At 35.6% G+C, this 13,578-nt stretch carries 15 protein-coding genes and 2 pseudogenes; 11 read left to right on the forward strand and 6 right to left on the reverse strand.

The genetic code is table 11. The annotated features are described in order from the left end of the window. Window positions 1–19: 19 nt before the first annotated feature. From ACXYMZ_RS02965 to ACXYMZ_RS03005, 9 genes and pseudogenes are all read left to right on the forward strand, one after another. On the forward strand, window positions 20–733 hold the full coding sequence (locus ACXYMZ_RS02965; protein ID WP_458946862.1) for a ferredoxin reductase domain-containing protein: 714 nt from the start codon (window positions 20–22) through the stop codon (window positions 731–733). Between the two features lie 422 nt (window positions 734–1,155). Then, window positions 1,156–1,362 (forward strand): annotated as a pseudogene (locus ACXYMZ_RS02970) (flagellin N-terminal helical domain-containing protein); the annotation flags it as partial. Window positions 1,363–1,644: 282 nt separating this feature from the next. After that, window positions 1,645–2,142, forward strand: a pseudogene (locus ACXYMZ_RS02975) (flagellin N-terminal helical domain-containing protein); the annotation flags it as partial. 343 nt (window positions 2,143–2,485) lie between these two features. Next, window positions 2,486–2,620 (forward strand): flagellin, encoded by a 135-nt coding sequence (locus ACXYMZ_RS02980; RefSeq protein WP_458946863.1) that lies wholly within the window; start codon window positions 2,486–2,488, stop codon window positions 2,618–2,620. A gap of 532 nt (window positions 2,621–3,152) precedes the next feature. Further along, on the forward strand, window positions 3,153–4,691 hold the full coding sequence (locus ACXYMZ_RS02985; protein WP_458946864.1) for a hypothetical protein: 1,539 nt from the start codon (window positions 3,153–3,155) through the stop codon (window positions 4,689–4,691). 215 nt (window positions 4,692–4,906) lie between these two features. Next, entirely contained in the window at window positions 4,907–5,149 is a 243-nt protein-coding gene (locus ACXYMZ_RS02990; protein WP_458946865.1) for a hypothetical protein, read from the forward strand. A gap of 50 nt (window positions 5,150–5,199) precedes the next feature. Next, entirely contained in the window at window positions 5,200–5,568 is a 369-nt protein-coding gene (locus tag ACXYMZ_RS02995) for a hypothetical protein (protein ID WP_458946866.1), read from the forward strand. Window positions 5,569–6,199: 631 nt separating this feature from the next. After that, window positions 6,200–7,264, forward strand: coding sequence for an Rpn family recombination-promoting nuclease/putative transposase (locus ACXYMZ_RS03000; RefSeq protein ID WP_458946867.1), 1,065 nt, complete (start codon window positions 6,200–6,202; stop codon window positions 7,262–7,264). Window positions 7,265–7,408: 144 nt separating this feature from the next. Further along, window positions 7,409–7,582 (forward strand): hypothetical protein, encoded by a 174-nt coding sequence (locus tag ACXYMZ_RS03005; RefSeq protein ID WP_458946868.1) that lies wholly within the window; start codon window positions 7,409–7,411, stop codon window positions 7,580–7,582. A gap of 100 nt (window positions 7,583–7,682) precedes the next feature. On the opposite strand, the gene ACXYMZ_RS03010 is transcribed toward ACXYMZ_RS03005, so the two are convergent. From ACXYMZ_RS03010 to ACXYMZ_RS03020, 3 genes are all read right to left on the reverse strand, one after another. Further along, a complete protein-coding gene (locus ACXYMZ_RS03010) occupies window positions 7,683–7,874 on the reverse strand; it encodes a hypothetical protein (protein WP_458946869.1) in 192 nt (63 codons plus the stop codon). A gap of 143 nt (window positions 7,875–8,017) precedes the next feature. After that, window positions 8,018–8,407, reverse strand: a complete 390-nt coding sequence (locus tag ACXYMZ_RS03015; protein ID WP_458946870.1) for a hypothetical protein — start codon at window positions 8,405–8,407, stop codon at window positions 8,018–8,020. Next, window positions 8,407–8,607 (reverse strand): helix-turn-helix transcriptional regulator, encoded by a 201-nt coding sequence (locus tag ACXYMZ_RS03020; RefSeq protein ID WP_458946871.1) that lies wholly within the window; start codon window positions 8,605–8,607, stop codon window positions 8,407–8,409. Before ACXYMZ_RS03020 ends, ACXYMZ_RS03015 begins: the two co-directional genes overlap by 1 nt. Before the next feature lie 286 nt (window positions 8,608–8,893). Between ACXYMZ_RS03020 and ACXYMZ_RS03025 the strand changes: the two genes are divergently transcribed. Next, window positions 8,894–9,856 (forward strand): DUF3895 domain-containing protein, encoded by a 963-nt coding sequence (locus ACXYMZ_RS03025; RefSeq protein ID WP_458946872.1) that lies wholly within the window; start codon window positions 8,894–8,896, stop codon window positions 9,854–9,856. 226 nt (window positions 9,857–10,082) lie between these two features. On the opposite strand, the gene ACXYMZ_RS03030 is transcribed toward ACXYMZ_RS03025, so the two are convergent. Together ACXYMZ_RS03030 and ACXYMZ_RS03035 are read right to left on the reverse strand one after the other, a co-directional pair. After that, window positions 10,083–10,529 (reverse strand): putative toxin-antitoxin system toxin component, PIN family, encoded by a 447-nt coding sequence (locus ACXYMZ_RS03030; protein WP_458946873.1) that lies wholly within the window; start codon window positions 10,527–10,529, stop codon window positions 10,083–10,085. Then, window positions 10,513–10,662, reverse strand: coding sequence for a hypothetical protein (locus tag ACXYMZ_RS03035; RefSeq protein ID WP_458946874.1), 150 nt, complete (start codon window positions 10,660–10,662; stop codon window positions 10,513–10,515). The genes ACXYMZ_RS03030 and ACXYMZ_RS03035 overlap by 17 nt, the downstream gene beginning before the upstream one ends. 322 nt (window positions 10,663–10,984) lie before the next feature. Here ACXYMZ_RS03035 and ACXYMZ_RS03040 point away from each other — a divergent pair, with 322 nt between their 5' ends. Then, window positions 10,985–11,716 carry an RQC-minor-1 family DNA-binding protein gene (locus tag ACXYMZ_RS03040; protein ID WP_458946875.1) on the forward strand — a complete coding sequence of 244 codons (732 nt, stop codon included), beginning with the start codon at window positions 10,985–10,987 and terminating at the stop codon, window positions 11,714–11,716. Between the two features lie 146 nt (window positions 11,717–11,862). Here the strand turns inward: ACXYMZ_RS03040 and ACXYMZ_RS03045 are convergent, their stop codons facing one another. After that, window positions 11,863–13,560, reverse strand: coding sequence for a methyl-accepting chemotaxis protein (locus ACXYMZ_RS03045; RefSeq protein ID WP_458946876.1), 1,698 nt, complete (start codon window positions 13,558–13,560; stop codon window positions 11,863–11,865). Window positions 13,561–13,578 lie beyond the last annotated feature (18 nt).

Here is a 13,578-nt window from a genome sequence, read left to right on the forward strand (position 1 = left end):
AGGATGAGGAGAATTTACCTTGCAAATATATTGGACGAAAATAAATCAGATTATAGATGAAACACCAGAAGTGAAAACATATATGCTCGACTGCCCAGAAGACTTTACTTGGGAAGAGGGTTCTTACATTCATTTGGGACTGGAAGGTTTTAATGCCGGAGAGAAACCAAACCGTGCCCTAGTTCGTCATATGTCAATCTCTACGATACCAACGGAAAACTCAATTGGTATTACTACACGCATCAGAGAAAATTGTTCGGAGTTCAAAGCAACTTTAAGAACGCATAAAATCGGTGATAAAGTTGCAGTTTTTAAAACGCGTGTGAACGTACCACTTCGAAGAGAAAATAAAAATGTTTACTTGCTTTCAGCAGGAGTTGGACTTGCAACATTCCGTCCGCTTGTACTTGATTATTTCGAGAATGGGGACAATGTTAACCAGATTCATTCACTAAACGTTGATTCATCAAAGGATTTCTTGTTTAAGAATATCTTTGAGACTTCAGATGATAAAAAGTTTATATCGGAGTTCGTTGATAATCGTAAGGACTATTATGAAAGAGTAAAAGAACTTGCGTCGGATAAAGATGGGATTTTTTATGTTGTTGGTAGTGATGAGTTTCTTGTGCAGAATCTTGAGGTACTGCGGGAGCAGGGGATTGAGCCGGGGCAGATTATGTTGGATAAGAATGAGAGGCAGTTGCCGGAGTTTTTGGGGCAGGTTGCTTTGTAAAACTAAACTAAATAAAAATTCATTGAGTCAGCACGGATTAAATCTTTGCTGTCTCTTTTTTATTCAATAAGAAATATAATTAACTGTAATTACTATAGGAAGAGAAAATTACTCATCATTGAAATTAAGAATTAAAACTATATTTATATAAAAATTTTAAAAAAAGATATAAAAAGAATTAAACATTTCTAAACCCATGCCGATATAACTATCAGAGCATCAGAAATAGTTTATAACTATGGCCAAGTCCTAGCAATAGGAAGAAATTTCAGTTATGAATTAATTTCAAAGTGCCAAGGTACATACTCACAAATCGTGGGTAATTATTTTGATAGTAGTTCTTTGAAAAAGGAATAACTATAGATCAGCAAGACACAAGGATGTGACTTGCTAGAAAACAAACACATGGAGGTAAGGAAAACATGATTATTAATCACAATATTTCAGCTCTTAACGCACATCGCCAATTAGGAGCAAACCAAAACGCAGTACAAGGTTCATTGGAGAAACTTTCTTCAGGTCTTCGTATTAACAAAGCAGGAGATGACGCAGCAGGTCTTGCAATCTCTGAGAAAATGCGTGCTCAAATCAATGGATTAGAAATGGCGGGTAAAAACGCTCAAGACGGTAAACTAGAAATGCCGCTCTAAGTAGTAATACTTAGATGATAACTCCGTGAATTCGGTGGAACCCCAAACCAAACAAGCAGTGTGGATGGTGGGCAATACCGAGCCAAGCCTAGTGAATTGTATGTAAGAAGTAACTAGGAAGGTGTAACGATCAGGTAGTGAGGATACAGACCGATAACCTACCCACGAGCGCGGGGCATCCCAAGTGGATGATGATATGATCTGAACTTTATGGAAACATAAAGAAGTAGTGGATTAAACGCCGATACGATAACAAATTTGATTTCTCTAATCCAAACTGCTGAAGGTGCTTTAACTGAAACTCATGCTATTTTACAACGTATGCGTGAACTTACTGTTCAATCAGGTAACGGTGCAACACAAGAAACAGAAGACTTAACAGCGATCCAAAATGAAATTGATGAATTAGTTAAAGAACTTGATGGAATTCAAGATCGTACTGAGTTTAACGGTAAAAAACTTTTAGATGGTAATTTTACTACGCAAGTATTACAAATTGGTGCGAACACTGGTCAAACACTTGAAATTTCTATAGCGGATATGGGTGCAACTAATTTGACAGTAGATGGTGTTAATGTTTCTACTGGAGCAGCAGCGCATGATGCTAACTTAGACCTTGTTGATGCTGCAATTAGTGCTGTGTCTGCTGAACGTGCAAAACTAGGTGCGAATCAAAACCGTTTAGAACATACAATTAACAACTTAGGTGCTTCTCAAGAAAACCTAACTGCTGCAGAATCACGTATCCGTGACGTTGATTATGACTTAGCTGCTTAATAGCAGGAATAGTCACAGTCGTCCTAACTGGTAACGGTTAGAGATAACTACTGGGTGAATTGCTGGAAAACCCTTAGAGCTTGTCTTACCACAACAGAGCTGGAAACAGCAGATGTGAAGGTCAGAAAAAAGACGAGATTGGGCAATCAGCAGCCGAGCTCCTGTGAGGAAACTCTGGAGAAGGTTCAACGACTAGAATAGACCACCTAACGCAAATGCAATGGTGATGAAATTCATAGGTGAATGATAGAGCCGCAAATCTATCAGAATCCGAAGCTCCCAGCCCCTACTAGAATTAGAGGGTGAAGATATAGTCTAGTCATTTATGAGAGTAAATGTTCGCACGATGGCGAAAGAAATGATGGAGTTCACTAAGAACAATATCCTTTCACAAGCGGCACAATCAATGTTAGCTCAATCTCAACAAATGCCTCAAGGAGTATTACAACTCTTACAGTAATTGTTGAGCAGGGCGTCTAATCTGGTAACGGATTAGATTACCACTGGGTGAATTGCTGGAAGTTCCTAAAGTGTTTTGTACCACAACGTAACTGGAAACGGTAAGCGTGATGGTTCGAAAAACAAAACAATGCAACAATGGATAATCAGCAGCCAAGCGCCTACGAGGAAACTCTGGCGAAGGTTCAACGACTAGAATGCACTGCCTAAAGGCTCAAGCTCACGGCAATGAGATTCGTAGGGTGATCAGAAGTCGATCATTCGAAGTGCCCAGCCCCTTAAGGAAATTAAGGGTGAAGATATAGTCTATTCTACGATTGAAAGACGTAGCGGCGAAGCAAGCCAACCAAATGCCTCAAGGGGTATTACAGTTACTTCAGTAATATTGATATTTAAAGACTCTGGCTTAGGCTGGGGTCTTTTTTTAATTAGTAACTACATAAGGTATATTAAATTCACATAAACAGAACAAACGTTCCTATTATATGTTATAATAATATCAGGTGATAAAGATGTTAAAAACATATAGGAAGATGAATCACGATGATCTTAAGATACAACCGATTATATTAATATATAAAGAATTACTTACTGGTAAGCGTAAGGGTCTTCCCAAAGGAACGTGGCAAAGTAACCAGAATGTCATCGTTATTATTCGGTATGCCTTAGAAATTAAGAAGGGACTAAATAAAATAGATATTCCGAAAATCAATAGACCTACTATTAAGGAATTAAAACTATGGGGAGCATTAAACCGTTTTAAATCAATAAAAAAATTACTTCAATTTGTTTATCTTAATGAATTTAACGAATTCCATTTTCACCGTGTCCCTGCGGGTTATTGGGGAGATATTGAAAATGTTAAGTTGCGTTTTGAAGAAATGTTGCGCAATAATAATATCCCTTTATTGGAAGTCCCTAAAATAGTGACATATGATTTGCTAATAAAGTGGGGATTTTCTAATCCACTGAAACGATATCATGACTCTCCATTTGAATTAATAAATGCAATATATCCAGATACTTTTAGGCCATTCCAATTCCGTAAAATTCCCAATGGTTATGCAAAAAACAAAGAAATACTCAAAGGACATTTTTTAATTATGCTTGAAATGGAGAAGATATCCTTCAGCGACGTTCCTAGATTAGTTACCCAAGAATTACTTTATAAATATAAATTTAACGGTGCATTGTCTTACTACAACCAATCACCCGCAAGATTTATAATGGACTTGTTTCCGAATGCATTTTCTATAAAAGACTTTAATAAGCCCCAAAGATATTGGCATGATGTGGAGATAGCTAGAAAAGCAATCCTAGAGTTAATTAAACAAGTTGATATTCCTTATGCAGATATTCCAAAACACCTCACGAAAAAACTTCTTATGACACAAGGTTATGGTGGATTGCTTGCTCAATATGATGGTTCACCAATAAATATAATACAAGCTTGCTTCCCAGATGAATTTGATATCCTTGATTTTAAAAGACTCCCAAACCGTTATTGGTATAGCAAAGAGAATAGAATAGAAGCTTTACGATCTTATTGTCAAAGCAAGCGAAAGACTAAGCAGGAATTGACCAAGCTAAGTAGAGCTTATTTCAATAAGAACCATCCAAGATTTGTTAGTGTTCTCGACCGACACTATGATAGCAAAATTCATTTGTGGATAATCGAGGCATTTCCAGAACATAATTTCTCTTTAGCAGATTTTAACTTATTAGTAGGTGATGATGGTCAAATTTGTGATTCGCACGAAGAGTTGCTTGTCCATAATGAATTAATTCATGTTTTCCGAAGCGGAATAGTCACTCGAGAAGGGAATCGTTTTACAAACGAGAAGTATGATGAAGTGTATTTGCCAGATTGGATGATTCAATATGATAATAGAAAAATTATAGTAGAATATTTTGGCCTGTATGGTAGTAATCGTTATCCCGGTTACACAGAGAAAGTGGTTAGAAAAATAGAGTTCTATAAGAGTTTGAAGGAATATGAATTTGTAGCGATTTTTCCAGAGGATTTGAACCAGATAGAATCATTGCTTATAGAATTTATAGGTACAAGCTAAAGTTAAATTGATTTTAAGCTAGTTACTTCGTAGTCGTAATGAGTGGAGTGTAAATACGTGGCACTCTATCTCAGTAGCAAACTGAAGAATTGTTTAAAATAGCCGATATAATATATAGAACATTAACTTGCTGAGTATAAATAGGCAAAGGAGCTTGTCTATTAATTAAAATTGAATTGTTACTTAGTGATAATTACTAGTAGGGGGATGACTATATGAGTGACAATTATCAAATACAAAGAGAAATTCTAGAAGATCAACTTCGCTGGTGCAAAGAGCGAGATGATATTTTGGCGGAAATAGAACTCAAGCTTTACGAGATGAAAAGTATAGCGGAGTACGCTTATGAAGAGAAACTTTCTTCAGGAGTGATTGGTAAGTTAAATGAGCGACTGGCAGATTTGAAGGGTGAAGTACTGGTTTTAGAAAATCAGTTGAACTCTGATATCAATTACTAAGCTATTAAGATGTTCACGAAGTAAGTCAATGAATAGGGGAGTAATAAAACGTGGAAAAACAAATTGAAATTATGAAACAAGCAAGTGCATTACTCGAAACAGTAGAAGAAGGATTAGTCCATGCAAAGCAATTATTGAACGAAGGAAAATATGAGCAGGCAACCATTCTATTTAGTGATATTGTGTTAGGATTCTCAACTATTGAATCTTCTTTAACTAGGCTTGCTGAAGAAGTCATAACTGTTCAAATTGAAGAGCAATCGAATAAAGTTCGTAAAGCATTAGATTTAGTAGTAACCGAATTTGAAGATGAAAAGTATGGGCCAGTCCAGGAGATCATGCAGTTTAATTTAATTCCGCAATTTAAGAAGTGGAAGGGATTGTTGGATGAGATTTTTGGTGGGTATATTTTGAATTAGGAGTTTGATAAAAGGTTTTTAATTGATATACGACTTAGTAACTAATATGTGCTTTTTACCTATGATTTTATTTTTAGCACTTAATTATTAGTAAGTTGTATGTCTATTTGCTGTATCAAAATAAAACCAGACTATTTAAGCGTAGGTGCTTTGATATGCTTAACAAGAATTGGGACACTTAACCTATTCGTGAGATTACTAATGCATCATGCATACTATTCTACTGTTATTTTGTTCGTTGCATTTTGATCATCCGTCTATATGCACGGGTTTTATAAAATATCAAGGAGGAAATTGCATGACACAAGTCTGGCGTATTAATATTAAGTCGGCTGCAACTCAAGATGTTGATCCAAGAAAGCCCAATGAGAATCTTAGACCGCAAGTTACTTGGAATTAATCGTTATAAAACTTGGGAAGGGATGACAACATGAATGACAGTTATCGAATAAGGAGAAGTTTTCTTCGGGGACTATTGGTAAGTTGAACGAGCGCTTGGCATGGAGCCTTTATGTGTACATATTTTATAAAATAAAAAGAAGGAACACTCGTTCTCTTCTGCGTATTTTGTTATAGTATATTTAGAATCACATCTTAGTAAGACCTCATGAATGTATAGGGATGTGTTATAATGCAAGTAGCAAAATCACTTCGAGAAAGTCCTCTAAATTACGGTATGGTTGATAAGGTCAGAGATGAGCCAGCAGACTACAATAAAGATAAATCAAAATCCCAAAGTAATAAAAAGTTGAAGTTACTAAAACGAGTTGCACTCCATCGGTTAATGGATTTGAAAATCGATTTTGCTTTTAAGCAGCTATTTGGAAATGAAAAGAATAAACAAATTACCGTCGTTTTTTTAAATGCCATCTTGCAAAAAACTGGTCGAGAGTCAATAAAAGATATTTCCTTCACTAATATTGAAGCAGGCGGAGAATATGTTGATGATAAAAGGTCTAGACTCAATTTATTAGTTATTACATTATCAGGTGAACGAATTCATGTAGAAATACAATTTACTGATAAGTACAATATGGTTAAACGCTCTATTTACTATTGGTCAGGAATTTACCGTCATCAGTTGAGAACGGGAATGGGCTATAATGAGCTTAACCCCGTCATTTCAATCAACATACTGAACTTTAATATTTTCGAGCAAACGAATCAATTTCATACGACATATCACTTATATGAAGACGAGAAAAAATTCAAACTAACAAATGCTATGGAATTTCATTTTGTGGAAATGCCTAAACTTTTAAAGTCATGGAAAGAAGATAAACTAGATCCATGGAATGATATTTTAGCAAGATGGTTATTACTTCTTGGTATGGTCGATCATCGGAAAAACAAAGTTTATGAAGATATTTTTAATGAATTGGAGATGATTGCAATGGAGGATAAAACAATACGGAAGGCTTTTGATAACTGGGAAGAGCTTAGTATGACCCCAGAACAATTTTGGGCTTATGAATCACGCCTGAAACACATTATGGATGAAGAAGCAGCAAAGCGGGAAGCGGAACTACGAGTTAGGGAAGCAGAGAGAAAAGCAGAAAGAAAAGCAGAAAGAGAAACAAAAGAATTAATCGCGCAACGCCTCTTAACAAATGATGCGGAGATTCAATATGTGCAGCAAATAACAGATTTATCAAAAGAAGACATCATTAAAATTCAAAAAGGCTTGAAAAAATAAAACTTTACTAGAATAATAACCTCTTCTCCCTTAAGTTAGGGGATAGGTTAGGTGCCACTTCCGAATGAACTTATTAATAAAGATAGCTATATGTAACAAAAATATATTATAATAAGAATATGACGAACAAAAAGGAGACAATATATGTCTAACGATAAAAAGCTTAGCGCAAGAGATCTTGTATTGCAACAGCTGGAACGTAAAAAACAAGCACAAGCAAATAATAATAATCCAATAAACGGCAAAGGGTCAGCAAAGCAAATGCAGAGCCAACTCTCGAAAAGACCGAGTGTAACGCGTCGTAAAATGGGTGGATAATGAATGAGTAGACTTTAAGAGTATTGTCTTATATGAGGCGGTACTTTTTTTGTGCTGAGATTTCTTTGGAAAATAGTTTTTACTGGCAAATTAAAAAGACTTACCTATTGGGCAAGTCTAGTTCGCGATATGCCTCTTGATATTTTCCACCTGAAACAACCTTCGCATGGTATAGAGCTTTAAGCGCATAGTTCTTTTCAAGATCATGTTCCTTCATGATACGCTTTAAATCTTCTTGTAATTCCTTATTATGCATAACCAATTTTTTCATTTGAGATGTGTAATATTTCATCTACTTTTAACTCCCTTTTACTACCCAGTATATTGTAAGTAGTATAGCATTTGCAGGGTATAATTGCATTATTCCTCATTTAATAGGAAATCGAAAATTCTATGTAACTAAACAGACAGTTTCAAGTAGCAATTCTCGTTAATCTATTGATACTTCCTAGCCACCAAAAACTCAACCAAAGGTAATACAACCATTGCTAATCCCAGAACCGCTAGCAGAAAAACATTCACCGTTCCATTCACCCACTGATCAGCAGCTACTGCAACTAGAATTATTACCATCAAAATAAAATAACTTATCTTCGAGCTTTTTTCTGTAATTTTTTGTCCAAGTTCTTCGTCAACTAATATTCCGTCTTTTTCTTCTTTGCTTCCCCAAGTAATTGCAGAAAAGAAAACCATTAATAACATTCCCATTGCGACGACTTCCTGGAATCCAACTTCTTGTCCTGTAAGAATTTTGTAAATGGAGAAACCAATCGTAATTAAAGTAGCAGCCCCGACTATAAATGCACCTATATTTCTTTTCTTCATTAACGCTCCCCCTCATCATTAAATAAATCATCAACTTTAGTCCCTAATGTCTTCGCAAGGTTAAATGCTAGTTGCAAACTTGGATCATATTTGTTGTTTTCAATCGCATTAATTGTTTGTCTACTCACATTACATAAATCCGCTAATTTCCCCTGCGAAATGTTTTTCTTTTCTCGATATTCTTTGATTTTATTTTTCATGTGAACAGCACCTTTGAGTGAAGATAGTGTAAAACTTATTTTACAGGTAAATTATAAAATAAGGTGGATTAGATGTCAAATATGTTTTACAAGTTCTTTGATATATTAGAAGTAGTTATTAGATGTAATTGATGTGTCGGATGGTGTTTAATTTGAAGTGATTGCCACTCAAAGAGTTATATCGTATTTGCCGAGTGATAGATTTCATATTTATTACTAGAATTTTATAACTGATGGATTACAATAGATTTATATGAATCTCAATAATTTGAAGTGGAGGAGAATAATGATCGAGAACAAATACCTTACACAAACTGAAAGAGATAAGTTATTACTAAATCTAAATAAAAAGCAAAAGGAATTTTTTCACGAATACCTAAGAAGAGGTAGGAAAACAGCTTTTGCAAATGTTTTAGCGAGAGATAAAGCTGCAGGTGTCGACGAGGCCTCTATAACGGAGGTCGCCCAGGAGTGGGAGTTTCAGGACTTTATCGACGCAGGTCCAGGTTGGAGAGCGGATGCTCAATTATTTTGTGAATGTGGACGTGCCCTTAGGTATCAATATGTAGTATTTAATAATCAAACAAAAGAAGTAAAAAAGTTTGGTATCACTCATTTTGAAGAACATATAGGAATTCCGGCACATTTGGTAAAGGAAATTATAAATGGAATCGTTAAAATTGATTATGAAGGTGACGAGATTCTTATTAAAATCGCTAACGGGTGGACCTTAGCAGATGAACAAATCTTTGAAATTCCAATTGATGTGACGATTCCAAACGATATACAGTTTCATTTTGATAATAATGTTCCACTTCTTAATCGACAAATCACTGCTCTTAAGCGATTAATTGCTGACTATTTAAGAGATAAAGAAGAAGAGAGATTGCATAAAGAAAGAATGAAAATTAAAGAAGAAACAGAAAAGAAGAAGTTAGAAGTAAGCAATCTTAGAAAGAAAAAGCTTCAGAGTCAAATCTGGGATTATGAATTGGGGATTTCAGCCGAATTACAAGCGGGAATTATGGTCTATTTAGATAGTTTATATGAACCACAATTTTTAGCGAGCGATGTTTGTGATTATTTGATAACTTATCATGACGCCTCAAATGAAAGGTATTCCAGCGGAAGTTATAAAATATTTTCCCATGTCTGTATATTCTTAGAGAAGTTAATACCTAAAGGGAAATTAGAGTTTATTGGAAGAAGAAATGGAATTGATCGGGAATATAAGTTACTCGAGAGTTAGAAATGTTTGAAACATGGGGACGGTTCTCGTGTTGCATATACCGCAACACGAGAAGAACGAGATCGGTTTGCAATGGCTAATACTTTAGTAGGATAAAACTCAATAATCAATTGACTGGATATTTATATAAGAACTTCATCACAATTCAGGAAGGGAAGGCATAATTTTCTATGAAGATTATTCAAGGGTTGAAATAAAATACCCCGCATCTTTCTCCCTGCGAGGTTCAATCATCTTTTGCTAAGTATTCGCTTGGTGTAAAACAATAAAATGGGGTGTCCTCTAGAGTAAGAATTCCACTTTTCTTGTCTAAAGTAATTAAGTAGGCTGCATCTGAAGCATATGCGGCTTCAACTAACATTTGATCATCAGGATCGTTTATCTTAGGTAAATTCTTTTTATCTAGATGTCTAGTATTAATAGATTTGCCCAGCTGGAAGAAATCAACGACAAACATAAGAATTTCTTTAGTCTCTTCGTAATCAAATTCTAATTTGTTACAATGTCGCTTCATTATGTACATTAACTCTCCAATTAACTCTTGAGAAAATACTATTCTGGCTCCGACTTCATCTAATGAAGCAAACAAATTAGCACTATCTGATGTCTCTTCACCAAATAGTGCTTCGATAAATACATTGGTATCTATAACGATTCTATTTGTTTTGGTCATCTTTGATTTCCTTTGTCCATTTTAGTACATCTTCATATGATACGTTTTTTTTCTTCATTTGGTTTTGCATTTTTCGTCTAAGTTTTAAGAAAGAGTTTGACTGAGTAGTTTGATTTTTTACAGGGGCTTGCATATTGTTCTCCTCCTCATTGTTACACATGCATATCACACCCTTTTTAGTATGTATATGCAGTATTCCACCTTCTAGGTTTATTATAACATCGCCGAGTGGTGTTAACAAATTAAAATAGTGATACCTATAGAGAGTATTCAGGGACAGTTGCCTTGTCCTAACGTTTAAAAAACAGTAGAAACTGAATACAGTAATCCAATATAATACAACGATTTAGCATGATTGATGGAGTTGCAAGAAATAGAAGTTGAAATTATATTGTAAGTAACATGATTAAGTGCGTATAAATATATAGACGCTTTCTAAAAGGAGAGAGATTAGCATGAACCTGTCAAGAGATGAAAAACTGGTGATATTAAAGGCTGCAGATGAAATTATTATGCAAGGAGGTAGAAGCCTTCTTGCTAAGATTCTAAAGGGGTCACGTGATAAGAAAGTTTTACAACATCAACTGGACAAATCTCCGGCATATGGAGCATTTAACTCAGAAACATTAGCAAAAATAACGAAGAAAATAGACTGGATGATTGAAAATGATTTTCTAGATATAGAGTATTCACGCAGACTCCCGATGATTGTGTTCACTTCACGTGGCTGGTTAATTCAAGCAAACCAACGCGCAACTGAACTTTTAAAAGAATGTGATAAGTTAATTTTGGAGAATGCTCCAATTCCTAATATGGAATATTTAAAAGATCGTAACCGTCATATGATTTTCCTGTTCCTTGATAAGGTTAGGGAAACTGCCGATTCAAAGTACATTCCATTTCTAGAAGCATGGGAAAAGATAGATTATAAAAAGGTACGTGTGAAAATACGCGAAACTATTACTTCAATTGAAGAAGGTGCGCCGATTGATTTGGAATTAATTGAGCAAAGAGAAGCTGAATTAGAAGAAGCATTGATTGGACTAGCTCCTGAAGATTTACACTTGAAATGTTGGGAGTGTGGGAATCGTTTTGTATTTACTGTTGGAGAACAGAATTTTTTTAAACAGAAAGGCTTTCAACTGCCAAAGCGATGTGGTGAATGCAGAGAAGAGCGAAATTATTGAAATTCGCTAGCTGGATATGAAAATTATAAGAAGAGGAGGAAGAACTCATGGAAGAGATTCAGAAGTTACCAGAAAATGAAACATGGGGACGGTTCTCGTTTTGCATTCACTGCAACACGAGAACCGTCCCCATGTTTCAAAAGTTCTTATATTTTAAATCTGGATACGAGTACGTGTAGTTCTTCTGCTAATTTTGATAGGTCTTCGGAGCTTGCTGCGACTTCTTGCATGGCTGAGTTTGTTTGTTCTGTTGATGCGGATACTTCTTCTACGCCTGCTGCAGACTCTTCTGAGATAGCGGCAATTTCCTGGACGGATCCATTCATTCTTTCGTTATTTGTTGCGATTTCATTTAGGTTGGATGAAATCTGTTCGACTTGAGCTACTGTTTCAGTAATAGCCTCGCGAATTCTACCAAATGTTTCTCCGGTTGTTGTTACTTGTTGCGATCCTTCTGTAACATCCTGATATCCATCTTTCAATGACTCGACAACAAGAGTGGATTCACTTTGGATGCGACTCACGATATCTGTGATGTTTGTAACCGAGCTTGAAGATTGTTCGGCAAGTTTTCTAACCTCATCAGCAACCACTGCGAAGCCTGCTCCATGTTCTCCTGCACGTGCTGCTTCAATTGCTGCGTTTAATGCAAGTAGATTTGTTTGCTCGGCAATATCTTGGATCACGGATACTAGTTCAGTTATTTCTTGGGTATGCTTGTCCAATCCTTCAACTTTTCCAACTGCTTGATGAACGGTTTCATCAATTTTAGCCATTTGTGCGACTGATAATCGCATTAACTCTGCACCTTCAGTTGTCATTTCATATACATCATTTGTTGATTCCTGGACACTTTCACCGTACTCATTAGTTTCTTGGATTTTTAGGGTAAATGTCTGCATATTACTGGAAAGGTCTGTTGCATTATTAGCTTGTGATTCTGTTCCTGCTGCAATTTCCTGCATGGTGGATGCTATCTGTTCTGAACCATTCATCACTTCATTCGATGAATTTGTTAGCTCTTCACTTTGACTTGAAACTGTTTCGGAAACTACTTGGATTTGATTCAAGATTTCACGCATGCTGTTACTCATTTCGTTTGTCGCAGTCGTTAGTTTTCCTATCTCATCATCAGATTTTACTTCTAAAGGCTTGCTCGTTAAATCTCCGTCAGCAATTAATTGCATACGATTCATTACGGTGCCTACTGGTCTTGAGATAGAGTTTGAGGTTAATAGTGCAGTAACAACTGTTAATACTAAAACGATTAACACAACAACAATTACTACGATAAATGTTGCTAGTCCATCGGCGAGAATTCCCTCTTGACGGTCAATAATATTATCGCCCCTAGTTGTTGCCAAACTTTCGTACTCTTGCATGAGTTCGCGGGCAACTATGTAAGTGCTGTTTAAGTTAGAGACTGCGAGTTCCTCATTTCCTCTATCATAAACGTCCAAAACATTATCAATAATGTCTTGACGCCATTCAACTGTCTGGTCAATCAGTGTATTAAATCTTTCCGTATTCCCACCGGCATCTCTTATCATTGTTTCATATTCGATTGCTTGCTCAGTGTATTCATTAAATAATTCCTTAAAGTTTGGATCCCCAGTTAACATGTATGCTCTAGCTACAGATAAGCGGTTCGCCATCGTATAAGCTAGTCTTTCATCACCAATTAATATTGGAAGTTCTTCATATAAAACCTCTTCGGTCGCATTATTGACGTTATTTAGAATGTATATTGTATAGCCCCCTAAGAAAAGCAGGCCGATTAAGACAATAGAAAAACCAAATATCATTTTTGAACGTATACTTTTAAAACTAAATTTATTCTTCATTTATTTAACACCTTTCTA

This window comes from Oceanobacillus sp. CAU 1775 (genome assembly GCF_054482815.1).